Source organism: Shinella curvata (genome assembly GCF_022899935.1).
GTDB lineage: Bacteria > Pseudomonadota > Alphaproteobacteria > Rhizobiales > Rhizobiaceae > Shinella > Shinella curvata.
Genome location: NZ_JALJCJ010000001.1, coordinates 512,022 through 534,451 on the forward strand (window position 1 = coordinate 512,022; position 22,430 = coordinate 534,451).

Annotated in this window: 21 protein-coding genes; 8 read left to right on the forward strand and 13 right to left on the reverse strand. The window is 64.6% G+C overall.

Annotated features, from left to right (window positions below):
• The first annotated feature begins 3 nt into the window (after nucleotides 1–3).
• The 3 genes from MUU55_RS02485 to MUU55_RS02495 all read left to right on the forward strand — a co-directional run bounded on the left by MUU55_RS02485 (nucleotide 4) and on the right by MUU55_RS02495 (nucleotide 1,780).
• Nucleotides 4–786 (forward strand): adenosylcobinamide-GDP ribazoletransferase, encoded by a 783-nt coding sequence (locus tag MUU55_RS02485; protein WP_244759182.1) that lies wholly within the window; start codon nucleotides 4–6, stop codon nucleotides 784–786.
• A 77-nt stretch (nucleotides 787–863) separates the two neighbouring features.
• The gene (locus MUU55_RS02490; protein WP_244759183.1) at nucleotides 864–1,085 is read left to right on the forward strand and encodes a DUF1289 domain-containing protein; all 222 of its coding nucleotides are present in this window, start codon (nucleotides 864–866) and stop codon (nucleotides 1,083–1,085) included.
• The gene (locus MUU55_RS02495; protein ID WP_244759184.1) at nucleotides 1,082–1,780 is read left to right on the forward strand and encodes a retropepsin-like aspartic protease family protein; all 699 of its coding nucleotides are present in this window, start codon (nucleotides 1,082–1,084) and stop codon (nucleotides 1,778–1,780) included. The genes MUU55_RS02490 and MUU55_RS02495 overlap by 4 nt, the downstream gene beginning before the upstream one ends.
• A gap of 36 nt (nucleotides 1,781–1,816) precedes the next feature.
• Here the strand turns inward: MUU55_RS02495 and MUU55_RS02500 are convergent, their stop codons facing one another.
• The 7 genes from MUU55_RS02500 to MUU55_RS02530 form a co-directional block, all read right to left on the reverse strand.
• Nucleotides 1,817–2,194 carry a glyoxalase superfamily protein gene (locus MUU55_RS02500; protein ID WP_244759185.1) on the reverse strand — a complete coding sequence of 126 codons (378 nt, stop codon included), beginning with the start codon at nucleotides 2,192–2,194 and terminating at the stop codon, nucleotides 1,817–1,819.
• Nucleotides 2,195–2,331: 137 nt separating this feature from the next.
• Nucleotides 2,332–3,525, reverse strand: coding sequence for an MFS transporter (locus tag MUU55_RS02505; protein ID WP_244759186.1), 1,194 nt, complete (start codon nucleotides 3,523–3,525; stop codon nucleotides 2,332–2,334).
• An 86-nt stretch (nucleotides 3,526–3,611) separates the two neighbouring features.
• Nucleotides 3,612–4,373, reverse strand: coding sequence for an ABC transporter permease (locus MUU55_RS02510; RefSeq protein WP_244759187.1), 762 nt, complete (start codon nucleotides 4,371–4,373; stop codon nucleotides 3,612–3,614).
• Nucleotides 4,370–5,296 (reverse strand): ABC transporter ATP-binding protein, encoded by a 927-nt coding sequence (locus MUU55_RS02515; RefSeq protein ID WP_244759188.1) that lies wholly within the window; start codon nucleotides 5,294–5,296, stop codon nucleotides 4,370–4,372. Before MUU55_RS02515 ends, MUU55_RS02510 begins: the two co-directional genes overlap by 4 nt.
• Nucleotides 5,297–5,710: 414 nt before the next feature.
• Entirely contained in the window at nucleotides 5,711–6,493 is a 783-nt protein-coding gene (locus MUU55_RS02520; RefSeq protein ID WP_244759189.1) for an aminoglycoside adenylyltransferase family protein, read from the reverse strand.
• Nucleotides 6,481–7,659, reverse strand: coding sequence for an extensin-like domain-containing protein (locus MUU55_RS02525; protein WP_425314144.1), 1,179 nt, complete (start codon nucleotides 7,657–7,659; stop codon nucleotides 6,481–6,483). Before MUU55_RS02525 ends, MUU55_RS02520 begins: the two co-directional genes overlap by 13 nt.
• A 307-nt stretch (nucleotides 7,660–7,966) precedes the next feature.
• Entirely contained in the window at nucleotides 7,967–9,787 is a 1,821-nt protein-coding gene (locus tag MUU55_RS02530) for a methyl-accepting chemotaxis protein (RefSeq protein WP_244759190.1), read from the reverse strand.
• A gap of 194 nt (nucleotides 9,788–9,981) precedes the next feature.
• On the opposite strand from MUU55_RS02530, the gene MUU55_RS02535 reads away from it, so the two are divergent.
• A complete protein-coding gene (locus tag MUU55_RS02535) occupies nucleotides 9,982–10,368 on the forward strand; it encodes an acyl-CoA thioesterase (protein WP_244759191.1) in 387 nt (128 codons plus the stop codon).
• Between the two features lie 17 nt (nucleotides 10,369–10,385).
• Nucleotides 10,386–10,976: a hypothetical protein gene (locus tag MUU55_RS02540; protein ID WP_244759192.1), complete on the forward strand. Its 591-nt coding sequence runs from the start codon at nucleotides 10,386–10,388 to the stop codon at nucleotides 10,974–10,976.
• Here the strand turns inward: MUU55_RS02540 and MUU55_RS02545 are convergent, their stop codons facing one another.
• The 3 genes from MUU55_RS02545 to MUU55_RS02555 form a co-directional block, all read right to left on the reverse strand.
• Nucleotides 10,977–12,149, reverse strand: coding sequence for a DUF1501 domain-containing protein (locus MUU55_RS02545; protein WP_244759193.1), 1,173 nt, complete (start codon nucleotides 12,147–12,149; stop codon nucleotides 10,977–10,979).
• Nucleotides 12,150–12,158: 9 nt separating this feature from the next.
• Complete coding sequence (locus tag MUU55_RS02550; protein ID WP_244759194.1) at nucleotides 12,159–13,628, reverse strand: DUF1800 domain-containing protein; 1,470 nt, start codon at nucleotides 13,626–13,628, stop codon at nucleotides 12,159–12,161.
• 63 nt (nucleotides 13,629–13,691) lie between these two features.
• Nucleotides 13,692–14,045: a DMT family protein gene (locus MUU55_RS02555; protein ID WP_160784474.1), complete on the reverse strand. Its 354-nt coding sequence runs from the start codon at nucleotides 14,043–14,045 to the stop codon at nucleotides 13,692–13,694.
• 171 nt (nucleotides 14,046–14,216) lie between these two features.
• Here MUU55_RS02555 and MUU55_RS02560 point away from each other — a divergent pair, with 171 nt between their 5' ends.
• Complete coding sequence (locus MUU55_RS02560) at nucleotides 14,217–16,193, forward strand: putative bifunctional diguanylate cyclase/phosphodiesterase (RefSeq protein ID WP_244759195.1); 1,977 nt, start codon at nucleotides 14,217–14,219, stop codon at nucleotides 16,191–16,193.
• Nucleotides 16,194–16,215: 22 nt separating this feature from the next.
• Here MUU55_RS02560 and MUU55_RS02565 read toward each other — a convergent pair whose 3' ends face one another.
• Together MUU55_RS02565 and MUU55_RS02570 are read right to left on the reverse strand one after the other, a co-directional pair.
• On the reverse strand, nucleotides 16,216–16,638 hold the full coding sequence (locus MUU55_RS02565; RefSeq protein ID WP_244759196.1) for a DUF6220 domain-containing protein: 423 nt from the start codon (nucleotides 16,636–16,638) through the stop codon (nucleotides 16,216–16,218).
• 3 nt (nucleotides 16,639–16,641) lie between these two features.
• Complete coding sequence (locus MUU55_RS02570) at nucleotides 16,642–17,214, reverse strand: NAD(P)H-dependent oxidoreductase (protein WP_244759197.1); 573 nt, start codon at nucleotides 17,212–17,214, stop codon at nucleotides 16,642–16,644.
• An 88-nt stretch (nucleotides 17,215–17,302) separates the two neighbouring features.
• On the opposite strand from MUU55_RS02570, the gene MUU55_RS02575 reads away from it, so the two are divergent.
• The gene (locus tag MUU55_RS02575) at nucleotides 17,303–18,211 is read left to right on the forward strand and encodes a LysR family transcriptional regulator (RefSeq protein ID WP_244759198.1); all 909 of its coding nucleotides are present in this window, start codon (nucleotides 17,303–17,305) and stop codon (nucleotides 18,209–18,211) included.
• On the opposite strand, the gene MUU55_RS02580 is transcribed toward MUU55_RS02575, so the two are convergent.
• Complete coding sequence (locus tag MUU55_RS02580) at nucleotides 18,208–19,155, reverse strand: DUF3137 domain-containing protein (RefSeq protein WP_244759199.1); 948 nt, start codon at nucleotides 19,153–19,155, stop codon at nucleotides 18,208–18,210. The genes MUU55_RS02575 and MUU55_RS02580 overlap by 4 nt on opposite strands.
• Nucleotides 19,156–19,268: 113 nt before the next feature.
• Between MUU55_RS02580 and uvrB the strand changes: the two genes are divergently transcribed.
• Nucleotides 19,269–22,430, forward strand: coding sequence for an excinuclease ABC subunit UvrB (gene uvrB, locus MUU55_RS02585; protein WP_244759200.1), 3,162 nt, complete (start codon nucleotides 19,269–19,271; stop codon nucleotides 22,428–22,430).

Here is a 22,430-nt window from a genome sequence, read left to right on the forward strand (position 1 = left end):
AGCGTGACCATCCAGGACTATATCGACGACATCGCCCGCTCCGTCGCCTTCCTTTCCCGCGTGCATGTGCCGCAGCGACACTTCATCGGCCATGACGGCCGCCTCTCGCGCGCCGTCATGGCCTTCCCGGTCGCCGGCGTGCTGATCGTGTTGCCCCCGGCCGCGCTTGCCGCCGTGCTCTCGGCCTTCCATGCGCCGCCCCTGCTGCTCGCCTTCGCCGTGCTTGGCCTGCAGGTCCTGATCACCGGCGCCCTTCACGAAGATGGCCTTTCCGACAGCGCCGACGGCATCGGCGGCGGGCGGGACCGCGAAAGCGCACTCGCCATCATGAAGGACAGCCGTGTCGGCTCCTATGGCGTGGTCGCGCTGGTCTTGTCCTTCGGCATCCGCAGCGCCGCCATCGCCGGCCTGGTTCCCGTGCTGACGCCCGCCGGCCTTGCCATGGCGCTGCTCGCCGTCGCGGCCGCCAGCCGCACCGCCATGGTCTGGCACTGGTCGATGCTCCCGCCCGCGCGGCGCGACGGGGTTGCCGCATCGGTCGGCGAACCGGACCGTGCCGCAACGGCTGTCGCCCTCGCCACCGGCACGCTCCTCGCCGCCGCCCTCCTCGTACCGCATGCGACGATCCTTTCCCTCCTGCTCTCGCTTGCCGCCGCCATCGCCGCCGTTCTGGTCTTCAACCGCATCGCGCTGCGCAAGATCGGCGGCCATACCGGCGACACGATCGGCGCCGCGCAGCAGCTCACGGAAATGTCGGTTCTGTTCGCCCTTGCCTTGGCGCTGTGAGCTGACGATATAGAACAGACCCGGCAAACGGTTTGCGTCCGGGACTGCGAAAGCACGATGAAATCTTCGGAGACGCGATGGAATCGCCCTGCATTCTCGTCTGTTCGATCGACATGGTAACCGGCTTCTGCTTCGGCTGCGGCCGCACGCGCGACGAAATCGGCGCCTGGACGCTCTATAGCTCCGAGCAACGCCGAGCGATCATGGCCGAATTGCCCGCGCGGCTCGAAACCGTCGAGCGCAAGCCCCGGCGCGAGACCCGCCGCACCCGCATGGCACGGGAGCGCGGCGAGGCATGAGGCTCTATATTCTTCTCGGCATTCTCGGCGCGGGCCTCGTGCTCCTCATCCTCAACCACGATGGCGGCCGGACGCTCGGCATCGACAACGACGATTTCGGCCGCCTCGTCACGCTCTCGGCGATCGGCACGATGATGGCCGCCGGCATCCTCGCCAGCCGCCGGCAATGGGGCGAGAGCTTGCGCCAGGCGGCGATCTGGCTGCTGGTCATCCTGGCGCTCGCCACCGCCTACATCTATCGTTTCGACCTGCAGCAGGTCGGCAATCGCCTGACCGCCGGCCTCATTCCCGGCCGCGCCGTGGTGACGACGGGTGCGGGCGGCGAACAGATCCTCGTCGTCCACAAGGGCGTCTCCGGCCATTTCGAGACGGATGTCAGCATCGACGGCACGCCGCTGCGCATGCTGGTCGATACCGGCGCCAGCTCCATCGTGCTGACCTATGATGACGCCATGCGACTCGGCATCAATCCCGAAAATCTCGTTTTCTCCATCGAAGTCTCCACCGCCAACGGCCGCGCGATGGCTGCTCCCGTGACGTTGCGCCAGGTCGCCATCGGCCCGATCATGCGCGGCACGATCCGCGGCATGGTCACACAGTCCGGCCAGCTCGACCAGAGCCTGCTCGGCATGAGTTTCCTGGAAACGCTGGGCTCCATCGAGATCACCCGCGACGAGCTTCGGCTGAAGGATTGAAACGGGACGGCGCCGCCGCCCCGTTCCCCGCTTCCGCTAGATCGGCTGCCCCACATCGATGCGGTTGCCGTCCGGATCGGCAAAGACGAAGGCGCGCAGGCCGTAGTCCTTGTCCTGAAGGCGCTTGATGATCCGCAGGCCATAATTCTGGCATGCTGCATGCAGCGCATCGACATCGTCCACCATCATATGCGCGACATTGAAAGCCGGTGCCTTGTAGGTCGGCTGCAACGTCAGATGCAGCTCGCCCGCATCCCGCTTCAGGATCATGAAGCCGACGGGGCTTCCATTTTCGAAGACTTTTTTGAAACCAAGGACGTCGGTGTAGAACGCCTCAGCTTTCGCCATGTCCTTGACGGGCAGCATGGCCGCTATTCGTCCGAACCGGACACCGTGATCGGCGATGTCAGTCATCGCAGAACCTCCGCTTGCAACGGTGCGCATCCCGCCGGACGGTGCCGGCCTAGGATTTGCCCGTTGTTGTTTGGGTCAGCAGGACGGTGCCTACGAGGTGGACCTTAGCCCGGCTCCGGCCGAAAGGAAACGGGTCATCACGCCGGACGTTTGACACGCAGTAGCATCGGAGCGGCGACCAGGATCGTCACGGCCGAGAGCACGGCACCGGTCAGGAATGTCGCGCCGGAGCCGTGGCTGTCCCAGATCAAGCCGGCGGCGACATTGCCGAGCAGAACCACGATGCCGGTGATGAGACTGAAGACGCCGAAGGCGGTGCCCTTGAGGTTTTTGGGCGCGGTATCGGCGATCAGCGTGGCGAGCAGCCCCTGCGATAGCCCCATATGAAGCCCCCAGAGCACGATGCCGGCGATGAAAGCGGGCACGCCTGCCGCACAGGCAAGCGTCACATAGGCCGCGACGAGCACGAATAGGCTGGCGATCAGCAACCCCGACCGGCCTATCCGGTCCGACAGCGCACCAACCGGGTAGGCCGTCAGGCCGTAGACCGCATGCATGATCACCATGGTGATGGGGATCCACGCCGGTGCAAATCCCGCCTCCTGCGACTTCAGAAGCAGGAACGCCTCGCTGAAGCGCGCCAGCGTCAAGAGCGATGCCGCGCCGATGACCATCCACACCGCCCCGTTCAGCCGGGCGATATCGGCAAGTCGCGGCAGGCCGCTCCCCTTCGCGTGGAACGGTGCCTTCGGCTCGCGAACCCCGACGATCAGCAGCAACACAGCGAGAAAGGCCGGAACGACGGCGATCCAGTAGATGGCGAGCACGTCGCCGCCCAGCAGGATCATCAGCCCGATGGCGGCGAGCGGCCCGATGAAGCCGCCGACCGTATCGAGCGACTTGCGCAGGCCGAAACTCGCGCCGCGCAGCTCCGGCGGCGTCACATCGGCGATCAACGCATCGCGCGGCGTGCCGCGAATGCCCTTGCCGACCCGATCGACGGCCTTCGCCGCGACGATCCAGCCCATGGATGTGGCAAGCGGGAAGATCAGCTTGGAAAGAGCACCCAGACCATAACCCAGTACGGCCAGCGGCTTCCGCTGCGCCAGTCGATCCGCGAGAATGCCGGAAAAGAGTTTCGTGACGGTCGCGACGGCGACCGAAAGCCCCTCGATGAAACCGACGAAAACCGCCGACGCACCGAGACCGCTGACGAGATAGAAGGGCAGCAGCGTCTGCACCATCTCCGAGGAGATATCCATCAGCAGACTGACGATGCCGAGCACCCAGACCGTCGCAGGGATGGAGTTCGCCGGTCTGGATGTCGTCATGGATGCGCTCGCGCCTCAAGAATGCTCGGCGCGAGGGATAGGGGCATGCCGCAAAACGGTCAACCGCTTGCGGCGCAGGCTTGGGCCTAGTTCTTCAGCTTGTACCCGGTCTTGAATATCCACGCGGTGATCGACAGGCAGACGACCAGGAAGCCCAATACCGTCAGCAGGCTGACGACGGGGTTCACGTCGGCGATCTCGTAAAAGCTCCATCGGAAGCCGGAGACGAGATAGAGCACCGGGTTGAAATGGCTGACGGTCTGCCAGAAGGGAGGCAGCATGTCGATCGAGTAGAACGAGCCGCCGAGGAAGACCAGCGGCGGAATGATCAGCATCGGAAACAGGTTCAGCTGCTCGAAATCCTTCGCCCAGATACCGATCATGAAGCCGAAGAGACTGAAGCTGACCGCCGTCAGCACGAAGAACAGCACCATCATGAAGGGATGCTTGATCGAGATGTCGACGAAGAACGCCGCCGTCACGAGAATGATCGACCCGACGATCAGCCCCTTCGTCGCAGCCGCGCCGACATAGCCGATGACGATCTCGATCATCGAGATCGGCGACGACAGGATCTCGTAGATCGTGCCGGTGAATTTCGGGAAATAGATGCCGAAGGAGCCGTTGCCGATGCACTGGTTGAGCAGCGTCAGCATGATGAGACCGGGCGCGATGAAGGCGCCGTAGGATACACCGTTCACCTCCTGCATGCGCGAACCGATGGCCGCGCCGAAAACGATGAAGTAGAGCGAGGTAGTGATGACGGGCGAGACGATGCTCTGCAGCAGCGTGCGGCGCGTGCGCGCCATCTCGAATGCGTAGATGGACTTGATCGCCTCGAAGTTCATTTGCCCTCTCCCACCAGTTCCACGAAGATGTCCTCCAGCGAACTCTGCTCGGTGGATATGTCCTTGACCCGCAATCCGCACTGCGAAAGCGCCGACAGCAGGGACGAAATGCCCGTCCGCTCGCCGGACGAATCGAATTCATAGGTCAGCCGTGTCCCCTCGCCCGAAAGCGTGAGGCTATAGGGCGACAGCGCGTCGGGAATGACGCCGATGGGCTCGGCAAGCTCGACGGTCATCTGTTTGCGGCCGAGCTTGGTCATCAGCGCCTTCTTGTCCTCGACGAGCAGGATCCGGCCGTGATTGATGACGCCAATACGGTCGGCGATCTCTTCCGCCTCCTCGATATAGTGCGTCGTCAGGATGATGGTGACGCCATTGGCGCGCAGCCGTTCGACGAGCTGCCACATGTCCTTGCGCAGCGAAACATCCACGCCCGCCGTGGGCTCGTCGAGGAACAGCACCTTCGGCTCGTAGGACAGCGCCTTGGCGATCAGAACGCGCCGGCGCATGCCGCCGGAGAGCTGCCGCAGCATCGTATCCTTCTTGTCATAGAGCGAGAGGTCTTTCAGGATGCGCTCGATCAGCGCCGGATTGGGCGCGCAGCCGTGCAGGCCGCGCGAGAAGGCAACGGTGTTCTCGACCGTCTCGAAGGCATCGAGCGTCAGTTCCTGCGGCACGAGGCCGATGATGGAGCGCGTCTTGCGATAGTCGGTCAGGATGTCGTGGCCGGCGACCGTCACGGTGCCGTCGCTCGGCGTGACGATGCCGCAGATGATGGAAATCATCGTCGTCTTGCCGGCACCGTTCGGCCCGAGCAGCGCAAGGATTTCCCCCTGTTCGATATCGAGATCGACGCCTTTCAGCGCCTTGAAACCGGATGCGTAACTCTTGGTGAGATTGCGAATGGAGACGATGGGCGCCATGGGAGGGTCCGAAAAGAGTAAATTTCATGCGGAAGGACACCCTATATGGCGTGTCCGTTGTCAATTTTCACCCGCGACCGGCAAAAAATTCGCTTGGGCAGACAATCCGTTGTCATCAAACCGTGACCGATTTCAACCATGGTCTCGGCGAGGCCGAAGGAACGGTTTGCACCCCGCGCATCCACCGTCTCCCCTGCTTTCGCAGCGGCCTTGCTCCCGAACCCTGAGGGAGCTCCGGCGGTCCCGTCCGCCATGCTTCCCCTGTGGAAGCGCTGCATGCATCTTCGCCGGTCGCCCCGGCCGAGATGTCGGAATGTGACGTTCCAGGCAATCGTCCCCCTAAGGCGATTGCAACCCCTTTTGACCGGCGCCCCGCCGGTCTTTTTTTGTCCGCGTTTCAATGCGCCGCCGGTTTCAGGCGGGCCCGAGACAGGCAATGACCCGGGCCTGAAGATAGTCTGCGGCCTTTTCGGCCGCCGCCTGCCGCTCGTCCCACATATCGACGGCCGCGCCCAGATAGGCGTCGCGCGCAAGGACCAGCGCCGCCGCCTCCGCTTCCGGCATGCGCCTTGCCGCCCAGGTCGCAGCCCCGTCCTTTGTGGCGAAGTCATCTTTCACCGCGGTCCACCACATGCGGGCAAGGGTCAGAAGCACGTTGCGCTCGTCTCCCCGCAGATTGGCACGAAGCGACGGCAAGGCAACACGCATCGCCTGCCGGACATGTTGCACCGGAATGTCGGGCAAAAACGCCCCTGCTGCCGGTCCGAACAGGGCGAGAGCCTGCTCCCGCGCCTGGGCCAGCACCAGCGTGTTCTCTGCATCGCCGGCCGGCTCCGGCACGTCCCCCTGCTCGAATGCGTCCCGCAACCATTCGCCATAGAGAAACTCGACCCGCGCCGGAAATGGCAGGTCGGCAAGATCGCTCGCGAGGAACACCATCAGTTCCAGGCAGCGCGGCCCTGCGGGAAGCGCCGGATGGCGCCCCGAAATCCGCAGCAGCGCCGCCAGAAGGCTTATGCGCTCAAGGTCCGTCATCGCGCGTTTCACGACTGCGATCAGATCGATGTCGCTGTGCGGCCGCAGCCCGCCCGAGACTGCCGAACCGTGCAGATAGACGGCAAGCAGATCCTCGCGGAAGAGATCGCGCAGGATCGCGACGACGGCCTCCGCCTGCCCTGCGCCGGCTACAGGCTGCAATGCCGGTAGCCGGATTTGCGGGCGCGCAGGTCGAAGTGGAAGTGATCCTTGTGGTAGCGGTCACTGCCGGGACCGAGCACGGTGGAAAAGTACTTGCAGCTGTCGCTCCGCACGGACTTCAGCAGACCTTTTTCACGGAAGGCGAAGAACCCCTTCTTCTCGATGGCGATCGCCTTGCCGTTCTTCAGCACGATCTTGCCGACGTCGATTGCGTTGCCCTTGGCGTGTTCCGACATCGCCGCACCCTTCCGCGAATTCATGGTCCGGCAGGAATAGGATGACATCTGGTGGATGGCCGAAACGCCGGAGAGGTAGCGCGTGCGGCTGGAAGGCACGAGCTCCTGCTTGACCCAGCGCGCGAAGGCCTCGGTGATCTGGCAGTTCACCTGGGCCGCCGGCTTGATCTGGATACCGCCGGAAAGACCGGACAGTTCCACCGGCCAGGCGATGCCGCAGGAGCGCCCGCGGGAAATGCGCGGCACGTCACGGAACTTCACACCGAGCTTCAGCAGCCGCTGGCGGCAGGCCCTCTCCGAGGCGGGCATGCCGCCCATCGTCTCGGGCGTCTGCATGGGATTGTTGAGCCGCGGCAGGAAAGCGACCTGTTCCCCCTCCACCGCCTGGCGCTTGCGCATCGTGGCCTTGTCCGGCACGCCGAGATATCCGTCGCTTTCCGCCGCAGCGCCCAGTTCCATGCTGGCATCCGACATCGGGATGCTCTCAGGCTGACCGACCTGCCGGGGCGTATCCGATCCGATGTCGGCGACGACGACCTGCGTGGCGTTGCCCTCGGCGATCTCGCTCGCCTGCGCTTCCGCCAATCCTTCGACGCGTTCGACACCCAGCCCCTCGTCCATGTTGATGCCCCCCTCGGGGACGCTTAGCACGCCGGAAGAGGCCTGAACGGGATCGGAAATCCCCATGGCCTCGTCGCTGTCGATCATCGGCAGGCGTTTCTGTTCGGTGACCGGCGCCATCATTGCCGTATCCATGTTTTCGGCGCCGCCCGAAGGTTCCGTGACGGGATAGACGCTCACGTCCTCACCCGTGCCGCCCATATCGGACGCGGGCGCCTGCGATACCTCTTCCATCGGCCTGATGGCGCTGACACCGCTGCCATCGATATCGTCAGGCGGGGTCAGGCCGCCCGAACAGGCGGCAAGCATCGCCGGTATCAGAAGCAGCCCGAACGGCCTGCGAAGACGAGAAACGAACGCAATACCCATAATCACTTCCGCCTGGCACCCGCCCCGCCCGATGCGGGGTCCGCGATGGCACATGTCTGTCCGGCGATGGTGCAGGCCGCTTTTGTCCGCATTCGGACGGCGCCGGCACGAAACCGGGGCGCGGGACCATCCTCCCGCAATTCCACCGGATTTTCTCGCAACAGGGTAAAGGAACCGTTGTGTCATGAAACGAAAAACCCCGGCGCCGAGGGCGCCGGGGTGAGCTCTTCCGGAGATCGTCTTTTGTTTATGCAGCGCGGCGCCGGTGATCCGCCGCTCCGGCTGGCGAGAGCCGGAAGTTCCCGAGCAACGTTTTCAGCTGCTCGCTTTCCTGGGTCAGCGTCTGGCCGGCGGCGTTGGTTTCCTCCACCATCGCGGCATTCTGCTGGGTCATCTGGTCCATCTGGTTGACGGCGGTGTTCACCTCGGCAAGCCCGGTCGCCTGCTCGCGGGCGGAGGTAGCGATCGACGTCACCTGATCGTTCACCTTGTTGACGAGCAGTTCGATCTCGGTGAGAGCATCGCCCGTCGAACGCACCAGCGCCACGCCGGTGCCAACTTCGGTGGCCGAATTGCTGATCAGCCCCTTGATCTCCTTCGCCGCATTGGCCGAACGCTGCGCCAGTTCGCGCACTTCCTGCGCCACGACCGCGAAGCCACGGCCCGCCTCGCCGGCGCGTGCGGCCTCGACGCCGGCATTGAGCGCCAGAAGGTTCGTCTGGAAGGCGATCTCGTCGATCACGCCGATGATCTGGCTGATACGGCTCGACGCATCCTCGATGCGGCTCATCGCGGCGACGGCATCGCGCACGATCGTCCCGGAACGGCCGGTCGACTGCTTGGTCTCGGCCACCATGCGGCTCGCCTCGGCCGCCCGCTCGGAGGCATTGCGCACCGTCGCGGTGATCTCGTCGAGTGCGGCCGCGGTCTCCTCGAGCGAGGCCGCCTGCTGTTCCGTGCGGTGCGAAAGGTTGTTGGCTGCTTCCGCGATGCCGCCGGCGCTGCCGTGCACGATCTCGGTCGAATGGGCGATGGCGTTGATGACGCTGGAAAGCGCATCGACGGCCCGGTTGAAATCATCGCGCAGCTTGGCATATTCCGGGGCGATCGAACCGATGGAGACCGTGAGGTCGCCGTTGGCGAGGCGCTCCAGCGCACTGCCGACGACATGCATGGCGTCCGCCTGGCTTTCGCTGACCTGGCGCTGGCGGCGCTCGCCTTCCGAGCGCTCCTCATCGAGGCGCATCTGCTGTTCGCCTTCGCGCACCCGCAACTGGGCCCGCTCGGCCACGGACTGGCGCAGCACCGAAACGACCTTCGCCATTTCGCCGATCTCATCCTTGCGCTCGGTCTCGGGCACGTCGCGTGATACATCCTCGTCGGCGATCGCCTGCATGGAGCCCTTGAGGCGCAGGATCGGACCGGTGACGCTCTTCACGATGCCATAGGCGGCAAGAATAATGGCGAGACCGCCGATGGCGAGGATGATCGCCATCTCGATGGCGTTGCTGCGGAACATCGCCGCAAGATCGTCGGCATAGACGCCCGTGCCGACGATCCAGCCCCAGGGCTCGAAACCGGCGACATGCGAATATTTCAGCACCGGCTCCTCGAAGCCCGGCTTCGGCCAGAGATAGTCCACGAATGCCTGCCCCGTCGGGCTGCCCTTCACCGCCTTCACGAATTCCGTGAAGATGTGCTTGCCGGTCGGATCCGCCATGCCGGACTGGTCGGTACCGTCCAGCGCCGGCTTGATCGGATGCATCACGATCACGGCGTTCATGTCGTTGATCCAGAAGTAGCCGCTATCCTCGTAGCGCAATGCGCGCACGGCATCCTTGGCGCGGGTCTGCGCCTCTTCACGCGTCAGCGTGCCGGCCGTTTCCAGCGCATGATAATGCTTGAAAAGCGTCAGCATGCTCTCGTCCATCGCCGCAAGCTTCGACTTGCGCTCGGTAACCATCGCGTCCTGATAGTGATAAAGGCTGTAGACGAGCGCGGCCGCGAAAATGGTCAGGGCAAGACCGACAAGCAACGACAGACGCGTGGATATCCTGAAATTCTTCACCTGGCTCTCCTCAGCTCGGACGCACTGCGTCCAATGCCCGAAGGTCCGGGAAACCCCTTAAAATCGTCTAAAATTGCAATCATCAATTTTTAGAGCGTGTGCATGTTCGAAAATGCCGATCGCCTGCGCTGCGCCTCCCTCTTTCTCCCTCGCCCGCATTGGGCTAGACCGAAAGAAAGATGGAGAGGACCCGCATGACCGACACCAGGATGCCGAACGGCCAGCTCACCCTTCGCACGCTCGCCATGCCGGGTGACGCCAATGCCGCCGGGGATATCTTCGGCGGCTGGGTCATGGCGCAGATGGACTTGGCCTCCGGCATTCGCGCCGCCGAGCGCGCCCGTGGCCGTGTGGTGACGGCAGCCGTCAAGGAGATGGCCTTCGAACTGCCGGTGAAGATCGGCGACACGCTCAGCATCTATACGGACATCGCGCGCGTTGGGCGTACCTCGATCACGCTCAGCGTCGAAGCCTGGGCGCAACGCTATCTCACGACGACGCTGGAAAAGGTGACGGGCGCCACATTCATCATGGTCGCGCTCGATCAGAGCGGCCAGCCCACACCCGTCCCGGTGGACTGAACGCGAGGACGCCCGCGATGGAGCATGCTACTCCGGATCCAGCGCTGTTCAGCCATGTACGCGTCGTCATCGGCATGGTGGTCAGTCTCAGCATTGCCCGCATCCTGACGGGCATCGCGCTTCTCGTGCAGCATCCCGGCAAGGTGAAGCCCTACCCGGTTCATCTGGCATGGGCAGGTTTCCTCCTGCTGTTCCTGCTGCATTTCTGGTGGTGGGAGTTCCGCCTGCAGGCGCTGACCACGATCGGCTTCGGCGTCTATCTCTTCCTGATCAGCTATTGCTGCCTGTTCTTCCTGCTCGCCGTGCTGCTCTTCCCGACGGTCCTCGACGACTATTCCGGCTACGAGGACTATTTCTATTCCCGCCGCAAATGGTTCTTCGGCGTCTTCGCGCTGGTCTTCGCCGTCGATCTGCTCGACACCGCCCTGAAGGGCGAAGCCTATTTCGGGTCCTTCGGCTACGAATACCCCCTGCGCAATGCCGTCTTCATCGTGCTGTGCCTCACCGCCGCCTGGACAGCCAGCCGCCGCTACCACACCACCTTCGTGACATTGGGCATCCTCTACCAGCTCAGCTGGATCTTTCGCGCATTCGACATGCTGGAGTAATCAGCCGCGCAGATAGGCGACCCGCTTGTCGAAGCCTAGTCCCGGAAAGACAGAGGTTTCGAGGTCATGCGCCGACAAGCCGAACTGCTGGTGCAGCATCGAGGCCGCCAGTTGCCGCAGATCCGTCGTCGGACGCAGGTCGCGGCCTTCGAGCAGGTCGTTCTCGGCAAGCGAGGGCCAGTCGCGATAGATTTTTCCGCCCGCCACCGCACCGCCGGCGAGAATGGCGACGCCCCCCGTGCCATGATCGGTGCCCTCAGAGCCGTTTTCCCGTGCCGTGCGGCCGAACTCGGTAACGGCAAGTATTGCCGTCTTGCGCCAGACAGCCGGAGACAGCTTTTCCTTCAGCGTGGAAATGGCCGTCACGAGATCCTTGACCGGTTTTGAGAAGAGTTTCGCCTGGTTGACATGCGTGTCCCATCCGTTGATGGAAAAATTCGCGATGCGGTGATCGGCGGAGAGCATGCCGGCCGCCAGTTCCGCGACAGCGCGGACGCCGGCGCTGCGCTTTTCCTCCTCCGCACGGATCCGGTCGGAAAACATATCCGTCTCCGTCGCTTCGCGGAGCGCCATCGCAAAATCGGGATCGTTCCGGTAAAGCCGGACGAAGAAAGCCTGCTCGTCCTCCGTGAAGGCGAGATCAGCGCGCGTCGACCAGACATCGACCTGGCTTTTCCCCGAAAGGATCAACTCCGCCGTCGTGGTGACGTCGATCGCCCGCCGGTCGGCGGGCCGCGGAATGCCGGCAATCGCGCGGTTGAGCCAGCCGGTGCGCTCCGCCTTTACCCCCGCCCCGCCGCTCTCCAGCATGTCCTGCCCGTCGAAATGGCTGCGCGCGTCGCGATAGGGTGTCGAGATGGCGTGCACGAAACCGAGTTCGCCCGCCTTCCAGAGCGGCAGCAGATCCTTTGCCATCGGATGCAGGCCGAAGAAGCCGTCCAGATCGATGAGCCCGTCGTCGACCCCGAGCGCGAGTATCGGCCGCAGCAGCCGAAGCGCCGGATCACCGTAGGGCTGCACCAGCGCCAATCCATCCATCGCCCCGCGCAGGACGATCGTCACCAGCCGGTTCTCGCCCGGCATGGCGGCGAAGCTGACGGGCGTCACCAGCGGCGACGCGGCAAGGCAGCATGCTCCGGCAAGGAAGGCTCGGCGGTTGATCTCGCTCGTCATCGTCCGCTCCTAACGCCTGTTGAATTCCGGTGACGCCAGCACCATCGCCATCGCCACCGCACGGTTGGGCGCGCGCGCGACGGTCTCGATCGTATCGGCCCGCGCCGCATCCGCCATCGCCGTTTGCAGGAAGGCGCGCGGATCGGCATCGCCGCCGAAGCGCGCCACGAGCCGCCGCGCCCAGGCGATACGCTCGGTCAGTTGGCTGGCCGTAATCCAGGTGGAAAGGCCCTCCTCCCATCCCGCCGGGCTCGGCGCCTGCCAGATCGGCTGTCCGAGCTGAGTGATCGCGCCGACCGAAAGCGGGTTGGCGCCGAGCGCCGCATTTCCCTTCGACGTTATCATCGAAACATCCGCAAGCTCCGCGGCATCCCACACGGATCGCCAGCCCGCCTTTTTATTGATCCCGGGCTCGAGCGCGTCAGCCGGAACATTCAGCGCACGCAGCCCCGCAACCACAAAGTCGAAGGGCTGTCGCGCCTTGCGGCCCTCCTCTTCCCAACTGCGCGGATGCTCCAGCATCGCCCTGTAGACGGCGAGGAGTTCTCCGTCATGGCGCTGCCAGGCCTCAACCATGGCATCCACCACCGGCTGCGGCGGGTCGTCGGAAATGAAATGCACCACGAGCTTGCGGCAGATGTGCCGACGTGTCTCCTCCCGCGCAGCAAGATCGTCGATCAGCGCATGGACCTGCCGGATGTTCCGCGACCGGCCGCCATACGTCCGGCCGAGCACGCGATAGACGCCGGTTTCGGAGGCCTTCGGGCGAAATTCGGTCTTGAAGGCCGGCGAGCGAAACCAGAGGCCGGTCAGGACGAAGGCCGCCTCGCGCACGTCCTGCTGGCTGTATCCGCTGCCCGCCCCCATCGTATGCAGCTCGATGAGCTCGCGCGCCAGATTCTCGTTCACCCCACGCCCTGCCTTGAGCCCCACCGGAGACGTCGGCCCGACGGACCGGGTCTGGTCGAGGTAGTCCAGCATGGCCGGATGCAATGCGGATGCTTTCACCAGATCGGCGAAGCGGCCCGCCAGGTTCGGCCGTATCGCCTCGGCTTCATGCATCGCCGCCAGGATACGGACGGCACTGCTCTTGAGAACATTGACCGAGAAATGATCGCTCCAGAAACAGGAGAGCCGTTCGAAAAAACCATAGGGGGAGAAGACGGCCTGCTGAACCTTCAGGTGCCGGTCGCGCTGCAACGCATTGGAGAGCGTGATGGCGTACGGGTTGATCCGGCGCTCCCCCACCACCTCCAGCATGTTGCTGTCGCGCGCCTTCGTGTAGGCGCGCTGGACATCGCGATAGGCGGGAAAACGGGCGCGGCGTCCCTCGATGCCTTCGTGGGGAAAAAGACAGGGCGCGCGACTGCCCCGCTCCACCCCCGCGATCAGGGCATCGACGTTTTCGGGCGGCGTTTCGCCCGGCCGACGGCCGTAGCCGAACCGTATCGATGCCATGGTAGCGAAGGTTGTCGTCACGCGCGCCTCATCCGTTCCCCGCCCATGCTCGTGTCCGAATGCGACTATTTTGGGAAAGCGCGATCAGCCCTTGAACACGAAGGCCGCACCGGCAGCGATCAGCATGAAGCCGATGGCGTGGTTCCAGGTGAGGCTTTCCTTCAGCCAGAAGACGGAGAAGCCGGCGAAGACCAGGAGGGTGATGACTTCCTGGATGGTCTTCAGCTGCGCTGCCGAATAGACCTCGTGGCCGATGCGATTGGCCGGCACGGCCAGGCAATATTCGAAGAAGGCGATGCCCCAGCTTGCCAGGATCGCGATAAAAAGCGGCGCCGACTTGAATTTCAGGTGCCCGTACCAGGCGAAGGTCATGAAGACGTTGGACAGGCAAAGCAGCACGATCGGCCAGACGGCCGCGGGATTGAGGCTGAAGGGCATAAGCGAATCCTGATGTTTGATGGAAGGTCCGGCTCGCAATATCCGAGCTGTTGCAATCGTCAAGGCCGGCCGGCCATGGATTCTCGCGATCCCCCATTAAGACAATCTTATGCCCGCCCCCACACGATCCGCCACACGCCACAACGGCGATTCCTTCAGGCCGGGAAGAACATGACGGATGCGACCCGGCTGATGCCGGAGGATGAAGCGACAAGACGACAGATCCTCTCCGCACAGGCCCTAGCCGTGCTGGACGGTGTCGTGCTGTCGCTTGCCGCCAATTGTTTCCTCGCGGCGACCACCGCAGCGGTCCTCTGGCTCGACGAGCCCGGCGCGGGCATCCTGGCCTGGCTTGCCGCGGTCTTCGCCATCAACCTCGCCCGCTACATCGGCGTCAGGATCGTTCGCCGCCTCAACTGCGCCGTGGAGCGGCCGAAACGCGCGCTCGGCGTTCTCTCGCTCGGCGCGCTCGGCGGAGGTCTTGCCTGGAGCCTGCCGCCCTTCATCGGAACCCTTCACGGCGCAAACGGCCTCAACCCCTATCTGATCTTCATCATCGGCGGCATCTGCGCCGGATCGCTGATGCAGAGCACCGCCTATTCCCGCACGGCCCTGCTCTTCGCCGGTCCGCCGCTCGCCGCCGCCATCCTCTCGCTGCTGATCACGGGAACGTCGGCCGCGCTTGTCATCGCCGCCGATGCGCTGCTGCTCGCGGTGATGATGCTGCGCGCCAGCCAGCTCAGCGAAGCCGGTTTCATCCGCAGCCAGATCGACCGGCTGAAAGCCGTGGCGCTCGCTGCTTCGCTTTCCGATGCCAACGGGGAAATCCGCCAGTCCTATCAACAACTCGCCTCGCTTGCGAACCGCGACGCGCTGACGGGTCTCGGCAACCGCGCGCTGTTCAACCAGCGCCTGCGCGACCTGCTCGACAAGAGCGTCCCGACCGGCGCGCTGGCGCTGCTCGTTATCGATCTCGATCGCTTCAAGGCGATCAACGACACGATGGGCCACGGCGCCGGCGATGCCGTGCTGATAGAGATCGCCGACCGTCTCGCCAGCCTCACCGGCCCGACCGACACGGTCGTGCGCCTTGGCGGCGACGAGTTCGCCGTCATCATCGAAGGACAGGCGGCGGAGGCCCGTGGCCGCGCGATCGGCGACGGCATTGTCCGCCTCGCCGGAGATCCCATCGTCATTGGCGGACGGCCCGTCACCGTCGGTGCGAGCGCAGGCCTCGCCCTGCATCCTCAGCATGGCGAGACAGCTGACGACCTCTTCGCCAGCGCCGATATTGCGCTCTATGCCGCCAAGGAAGGCGGCCGACGACGCCTCGGTCTGTTCAATCCCATCCTGAAAGCCCGCATCGAGCGCCAGCGCCTCATCGAGACGACGCTCACGGACGCCATCGCGGATCGCGCCTTACAGGTGGTGTTTCAGCCGCAGGTGGAATTGGCCACAGGCCGCGTCACCGGGTTCGAAGCGCTGCTACGCTGGATGCACCCCGAACTCGGCGCCGTCAGCCCGCCGGACATCGTGCGCGCCGCCCATGCCCTGCACATCTCAACGGCATTGACCGGCTATGTCGCCAATTGCGCCGCCGAGTTGCTGCGCACCCTTCCGCGCCTTGGCCTGCCGGAGGCAGCCGTCGCCGTGAACGTCTCGCCGCGCGAATTTTCCGGCGATACGCTGTCGCGCCTGCTGACGGACATCACCCGCGCGCACGATATCTCCCCGGCGCTGATGGAAATCGAGATCACCGAGGAAGCGACGCTCGACACGCAGGCTGCCGGCGCGGAGCTCGCCCGGCTGGAAGCCGCCGGCTTCCGCCTCGCCGTCGACGATTTCGGCATGGGCCACTCCTCGCTGGCCTACCTCGTCAGCCTGCACATCGACCGGCTTAAGATCGACCGCAGCTTCGTCAAGGGCATCGCCACCAGCCGCGAAAACCAGGCCCTCATCTCTGCCCTCATCGGCATAGGCCATGCGCTGTCCATCGACATCGTCGTAGAGGGCGTCGAGAACGAGGAGGAGGCCGAGGTGCTGCGCATGCTCGGCTGCCGTCACGCGCAGGGCTATTACTTCGCCCGCCCGATGCCGGCAAACGACATTCCGCGCTGGCTCGACCAGCACGCCGAGCGCATAGCGTAACCCGCAACCCGACCGGCTCACTTCAAGTCTTCGCCATCGGCGCCCGGTTGCGCTCCACCTTGGCCAGCAGAACCAGCGAGGCCGCGAGCATCAGCCCGCCGTTGAACGGATGCAACGCCTGCAAGATACCCGAGCCGCTGCTCTGCCCGACCGTGATCAGTGCGACCTGCACAGCATGGAGCATCGCCAGCAACCCCGCCCACCAGCGCAGCGGATGCATCTGGCCGCCGAACCAGCTTGCCAGTACCAGTGCGGTGATCGGCAGGAACAAGAGCATGCCGAGCCCACCGTGCCAGTCCAGGAACAGGCCGTCGTAAAAGAGCCCCAGTCCCGCCAACAGGTACTGCACCAGAATACCCGCCGGCACGGTGCGGACCGTCAGCCGATACCATAGCGGCACAATGTGTCTCGGCTTTGCGGGGTGCGAAAATTCCCACGTCATCATCCGTCAGCCCCACGCTTCCACGAGGAAACGCTTCGCGTCGTTTCGGCGCCAAGTTTCCAGAAGCGAGCAGTACGCCTTCGCCGCGCCGTGCAGCGAGAGATCGTCCAGCTTGTCCGCCCTGTACACGAGGAACGGCGTTTGCCACGGCAGGCTGCAACGGTGGGCCGTGGCCTCGAGCGGGCGCAGCAGCTCTTCCATGGTGAACTTGTTGGCGCCGCTCCGTTGATAGGCTTCCGGCACATTGCCGGCCGTCGCGACGACGAGCAGCGGCTTGCCCTCGAGATGTCGCCCCTCGGTCGAATAGGTAATGTAGAACATGCGGGTCAGCACCGCATCCTTCCATGCCTGCAGCAGCGGCGGCGTGGCATACCACTGGATCGGGAACTGCAGCACGATCCGGTCGGGCGAGCGCAGCCGCGCCACCTCGCGATCCGCATCGATCGAGCCATCAGGGTAGAGCGCATACATATCGGCGACCTCCACGCCCGGCAGGCGGGCGGCCGTACCGGCAAGCGCCGCATTGGCGCGCGAGCGGTTGAGATCGGGGTGGAAGAGAAGGATCAAGGTCTTGCTCATGGCGTCATCTCCTGTGTTGACGCCATCAGGATGCCGCGCATGCTGAAATCATTCCAATGGATGATTTATATATGCTATTATTGATTTTATGAATTTAAGATCCATCGACCTAAACCTTCTCGTCATTCTCGACGCCCTGCTTGACGAGGCCCATGTCTCGCGTGCCGCCACAAAGCTGAACCTGTCGCAGCCCGCCACATCGAGCGCGCTCGACCGCTGCCGCCATCTCTTCGGCGATCCACTGCTGGAGCGCGGTAAGGGCGGCATGCGGCTGACTCCGAAGGCGGAGAGCCTGCGTGATCCGCTAAAAACCCTTCTCGTCGGAATCGCCGCCGTGGTGGATGCGCCGGAGGAACCGCTCGCCGAAATCCGCCAGACCGTGCGCATTCTCACCGCCGATTTCCCCGGCATCCTGATCGCCGGTGCCCTGCACCGCGCGCTGAGCCGATCCGCGCCCGGCATCGATCTGGTCATCCAGCCGTGGCATGGCGCGCCCGAAGCGTTGGAATCCCTTGCCCGTGGCGCCAGCGACATCGCCCTCTCGGTCTTTCCGACCATCGACGCAACCGCATTCCACCGCGAGACACTGGTCGAGGAGCACTATATCGTCACCATGCGGAAGGATCATCCCGCCGCCTGGAATTTCACGCTGGACCGCTGGCTCGCCTTTCCGCACATCCTCGTCTCTGGCCGCGGCGATACGCGCACGCCCTTCGACGACCAGCTCGCCACCCTCGGCAAGACCCGCCGCGTCGGCATCGTCGTGCCCAGCTTCCTGATGGTGCCCTCGCTTCTGGAAGACAGCGACCTCATCGCCATGATGCCCAGCCACTGCCTGCCGCCGGAGGCCGCAGCGCGTTTCCACGTCGCCCTTCCCCCCATCCCCGTCCCCGGCTTCCCCCTCCACCTCGCCTGGCACCGCCGGCGCGACAAGGACCGCGCGGTGCAGCACATGGCGGATGAGGTGCGGAAGCTTTTTGTCGGTTTGCCGACCTAAGCGATCTTGCTGACCAGCTTCGCCGTCGCCAGCAGCGTAACGAGGTCGCGGATCATCGGCCTCAGGTGCCGGTCGAAATCGATCGGCGTGTGCACCGGCGGCAGCTCGAAAAAGTCCTTCTTCGAGGGCAGCAGCAGGTAACAATCCCGCCGCCGCAGCGCGAGACGCACCACGTCGTCGCGCCATTCCGTGGAGAGGTAATCGAGCGCCTTGGCGAGCGCGCCCTGCACGATGGGCGTGGCGGCATCTGGCCGGTCGGTGCGGAATTCGTGGGAAGCGTCGAGTTCCGGATTGCCGCTCGTCACCAGCAGCATGGAACTGCCGCCGAAGAGATCGCGGAAGAAAAGATGCACGCTGTTCGGCTTGCGCGCCGCCAGCAGCAGGCCGGGAAATTCCGCGTCGCGCACAAAATGGAAGATGATGCCCTTGAAGGTCGTGCTGCGGCTCTTGCCGCTGCCGGTGATCATTTCCGTTTCCGACAGCGTGAAGGCCAGCCCCTCATGCATGCCGGCGATCATGTCTCCGTGTTCGCTGCGGTCGCGTGCCACCAGCTCCTTGCCCGGCATGGCGCCCATAAAGCGCGGCTCGGCGCCGTGCGCATACTGCACCTCGTCGATGAAGCCGAAGACCAGCGGCAGCATGCGGTCGCGCAAATCCTGCTGGAAGCGTTTCGACGGCGCCTGCGCGACGCGCCAGACGACCGTGCCACCGAAGAACAGCAGCCCCAGCACGATGCCGACGATGTTCCTCTCGATCTCGATGAAGGCGATATAGGCGAGGATGCAGGCGAAAACGACATAGCCGCCGAACATCAGCACCATGTTGACATAGAGCGTGTTTGTCACCGTGCCACGCTCGGCATTGTAGGCCGCCACCGCCGTGTGCAGCTCCGCCAGCGCGCTTTCCTTCGGCATCAGTGCCGTCTCGTCAATCACCGTATCCATGATCGCCCCTCGCCCTGCCTTTTCTCATAACGGCCGGAGACGGCTGCAAATTCGTTTCCCTTTTGTACTCAAAACCCCTTTTCTTTCCGCATGACTCTCTCCATATTCCCCGCATGGCCAAAGCTCCGAAAAAACCCACCGCCCCGAACTCCGGTTTCGAGGAAGCCCCGCAGTCGCCTTTCGAGGGCGCGCCCCTGTCCGGCAGCGTCTCGGATTGGGTGAAGCAGCTCGAGGCGGAAGCCGAGGCGGGAAGCGTCGAGAGCCGCCGCGAGGTCGCCTCCAAGGCCGGCAAACACCGCAAGACGGTGGAGAACGCCGCCCGCCGCCACACCGAGCAGGTCACGGTCTCCAAGACGTCGCGTGGCGTCTCGATCGGCGGCTCGTCCGACCCGAAGACCCGCGCCGCCGCCGGCCTCAACCCGGTCTCCGGCCTCGATGTCTCCCTGGAGGACGCCGCCGCGCTCAATGCCGGCACGGCCGTCACCGCCACGGTGGAGGCACTGTCCGCGCTCATCGAGAGCGGCAACCCGCTGTTCAAGGACGGCAAGCTGTGGACGCCGCACCGTCCCGCCCGGCCCGCCAAGTCCGAGGGTGGCATCGCCATCCGCATGATGAGCGAATACCAGCCCGCCGGCGACCAGCCGACCGCCATTGCCGATCTCGTCGAGGGCCTCTCCTCCGGCGAACGCAGCCAGGTGCTGCTCGGCGTCACCGGCTCGGGCAAGACCTTCACCATGGCCAAGGTGATCGAAGAGACGCAGCGCCCCGCCGTCATCCTCGCGCCGAACAAGACGCTGGCCGCCCAGCTCTACAGCGAATTCAAGAACTTCTTCCCGGAAAACGCGGTCGAATATTTCGTCTCCTACTACGACTATTACCAGCCGGAAGCCTACGTCCCGCGCTCCGACACCTTCATCGAGAAGGAATCGTCGATCAACGAGCAAATCGACCGCATGCGCCACTCCGCGACGCGCTCGCTGCTGGAGCGCGACGATTGCATCATCGTCGCCTCGGTCTCCTGCATCTACGGTATCGGCTCGGTCGAGACCTACACCGCCATGACCTTCCAGATGGAGGTCGGCGAACGGCTCGACCAGCGCCAGCTGCTCGCCGACCTCGTCGCCCAGCAATACAAGCGCCGCGAGATGGATTTCCAGCGCGGCAGTTTTCGCGTACGCGGCGATACGATCGAGATCTTCCCGGCCCACCTTGAAGATGCCGCCTGGCGCATCTCGATGTTCGGCGACGAGATCGACGCGATCACCGAATTCGACCCGCTGACCGGCCAGAAGACCGGCGACCTGAAATCGGTGAAGATCTACGCCAACAGCCACTATGTCACTCCACGCCCGACGCTGAACGGCGCCATCAAGGCGATCAAGGACGAGCTGAAGCTGCGCCTCGCCGAGCTGGAAAAGGCCGGCCGCCTGCTGGAGGCGCAGCGTCTGGAGCAGCGCACGCGCTACGATATCGAGATGCTGGAGGCCACCGGCTCTTGCGCCGGCATCGAGAACTATTCGCGCTACCTCACGGGCCGCAAGCCCGGCGAGCCGCCGCCGACCCTCTTCGAATACATCCCCGACAACGCGCTGATCTTCATCGACGAAAGCCACGTCACGATCCCGCAGATCGGCGGCATGTATCGCGGCGACTTCCGCCGCAAGGCGACGCTGGCCGAATACGGCTTCCGCCTGCCCTCCTGCATGGACAACCGCCCGCTGCGCTTCGAGGAATGGGACGCCATGCGCCCCGACACGATCGCCGTCTCGGCCACGCCGGGCAACTGGGAAATGGAGCAGGCCGGCGGCGTCTTCGCCGAGCAGGTCATTCGCCCGACCGGCCTGATCGACCCGCCCGTCGAGGTACGCCCGGCGAAAAGCCAGGTGGACGACGTGCTGGGCGAGATCCGCGCCACCAGCGAGGCCGGCTACCGCACGCTCGTCACCGTGCTCACCAAGCGCATGGCCGAAGACCTCACCGAATACCTGCACGAACAGGGCATTCGCGTGCGCTACATGCACTCGGACATCGACACGCTGGAGCGCATCGAGATCATCCGCGACCTGCGTCTCGGCGCCTTCGACGTGCTCGTCGGCATCAACCTGCTGCGTGAAGGCCTCGACATTCCCGAATGCGGCTTCGTCGCCATCCTCGATGCCGACAAGGAAGGCTTTTTGCGCTCGGAGACGTCCCTCGTGCAGACCATCGGTCGCGCGGCGCGCAATGTCGACGGCAAGGTCATCCTCTATGCCGACCAGATCACCGGCTCCATGCAGCGCGCCATGGACGAGACGACCCGCCGCCGCGAAAAGCAGGTCGCCTATAACGAGGCGCACGGCATCACCCCGGAATCGGTGAAGGCCAAGATTTCCGACATCCTCGACTCGGTCTACGAGCGCGACCACGTCCGCGCCGATATTTCCGGTGTCTCCGGCAAGGGCTTTGCCGATGGCGGCAACCTCGTCGGCAACAACCTGCAGGCCCATCTCAACGCGCTGGAAAAAGCCATGCGCGACGCCGCCGCCGATCTCGACTTCGAAAAGGCCGCCCGCCTGCGCGACGAGATCAAACGCCTCAAGGCCGCCGAACTCGCCGTCATGGACGACCCGATGGCGCGGCAAGAGGCGAAAAGCGCCGAAGGCGCGACAGGGAGCATTAAAAACCCGGCGCGGAGCGCCGAAGGCGCGAATGGGAATGCAAAAGGCTCGGCGAGAAGTCAGGAAGGCGGCAAGAGCGGAAAGGCTGGCACGTCCGGCACCCCGTCGAAATCCGCCTCGGCAAAGACCGGTGGCGGCGCAGGCGCGACATCCGGCACCACCTCTCCTCCGTCATCCTCGGGCTCGACCCGAGGATCCACAACCGCAGACGCCGACGCCCCGTCAAAATCCCTCTTCCAAAAACCCTCGCTCGACGACATGGGCCCGGGCACCGACACCGAACGCCCGCTTTTCCGCAAGCCTTCGCTGGACGAAATGGGCCGCGACGTCGCCACGCCCGCGGGCAAATCGCTGTTCCGCCGCAACACGCTCGACGAAATGACCGTCGGCCGCACCGAAAAGCCCATCACCGGAGACCTGCCCGCCCGCCCGGAAGAAACCCTCTCCACCAAAAAACGCCACGCCCCCCTCCTCGAAGGCCAACCCGAACGTGCAGACGGTGCCGACGACGCGAAGCCGGTCCGGCGGGGGAAGATTGGCGCGGGGAGTTATGAGGACCCGGTGGAGGCGAAGCGGAAGGCTCGGACGAAGGGGAAAACGGGGCGGCCTGGACGGTAA

What these genes read in the sequence shown, in the direction of transcription:
- MUU55_RS02490 (WP_244759183.1), top strand. Translation starts at nt 864, where the DNA reads ATGGAATCGCCCTGCATTCTCGTCTGTTCGATCGACATGGTAACCGGC.
- MUU55_RS02495 (WP_244759184.1), top strand. Translation starts at nt 1,082, where the DNA reads ATGAGGCTCTATATTCTTCTCGGCATTCTCGGCGCGGGCCTCGTGCTC.
- MUU55_RS02500 (WP_244759185.1), bottom strand. Translation starts at nt 2,194, where the DNA reads ATGACTGACATCGCCGATCACGGTGTCCGGTTCGGACGAATAGCGGCC.
- MUU55_RS02505 (WP_244759186.1), bottom strand. Translation starts at nt 3,525, where the DNA reads ATGACGACATCCAGACCGGCGAACTCCATCCCTGCGACGGTCTGGGTG.
- MUU55_RS02510 (WP_244759187.1), bottom strand. Translation starts at nt 4,373, where the DNA reads ATGAACTTCGAGGCGATCAAGTCCATCTACGCATTCGAGATGGCGCGC.
- MUU55_RS02515 (WP_244759188.1), bottom strand. Translation starts at nt 5,296, where the DNA reads ATGGCGCCCATCGTCTCCATTCGCAATCTCACCAAGAGTTACGCATCC.
- MUU55_RS02525 (WP_425314144.1), bottom strand. Translation starts at nt 7,659, where the DNA reads ATGCTTGCCGCCTGTTCGGGCGGCCTGACCCCGCCTGACGATATCGAT.
- MUU55_RS02535 (WP_244759191.1), top strand. Translation starts at nt 9,982, where the DNA reads ATGACCGACACCAGGATGCCGAACGGCCAGCTCACCCTTCGCACGCTC.
- MUU55_RS02540 (WP_244759192.1), top strand. Translation starts at nt 10,386, where the DNA reads ATGGAGCATGCTACTCCGGATCCAGCGCTGTTCAGCCATGTACGCGTC.
- MUU55_RS02545 (WP_244759193.1), bottom strand. Translation starts at nt 12,149, where the DNA reads ATGACGAGCGAGATCAACCGCCGAGCCTTCCTTGCCGGAGCATGCTGC.
- MUU55_RS02555 (WP_160784474.1), bottom strand. Translation starts at nt 14,045, where the DNA reads ATGCCCTTCAGCCTCAATCCCGCGGCCGTCTGGCCGATCGTGCTGCTT.
- MUU55_RS02560 (WP_244759195.1), top strand. Translation starts at nt 14,217, where the DNA reads ATGACGGATGCGACCCGGCTGATGCCGGAGGATGAAGCGACAAGACGA.
- MUU55_RS02565 (WP_244759196.1), bottom strand. Translation starts at nt 16,638, where the DNA reads ATGATGACGTGGGAATTTTCGCACCCCGCAAAGCCGAGACACATTGTG.
- MUU55_RS02570 (WP_244759197.1), bottom strand. Translation starts at nt 17,214, where the DNA reads ATGAGCAAGACCTTGATCCTTCTCTTCCACCCCGATCTCAACCGCTCG.
- MUU55_RS02575 (WP_244759198.1), top strand. Translation starts at nt 17,303, where the DNA reads ATGAATTTAAGATCCATCGACCTAAACCTTCTCGTCATTCTCGACGCC.
- MUU55_RS02580 (WP_244759199.1), bottom strand. Translation starts at nt 19,155, where the DNA reads ATGGATACGGTGATTGACGAGACGGCACTGATGCCGAAGGAAAGCGCG.
- uvrB (WP_244759200.1), top strand. Translation starts at nt 19,269, where the DNA reads ATGGCCAAAGCTCCGAAAAAACCCACCGCCCCGAACTCCGGTTTCGAG.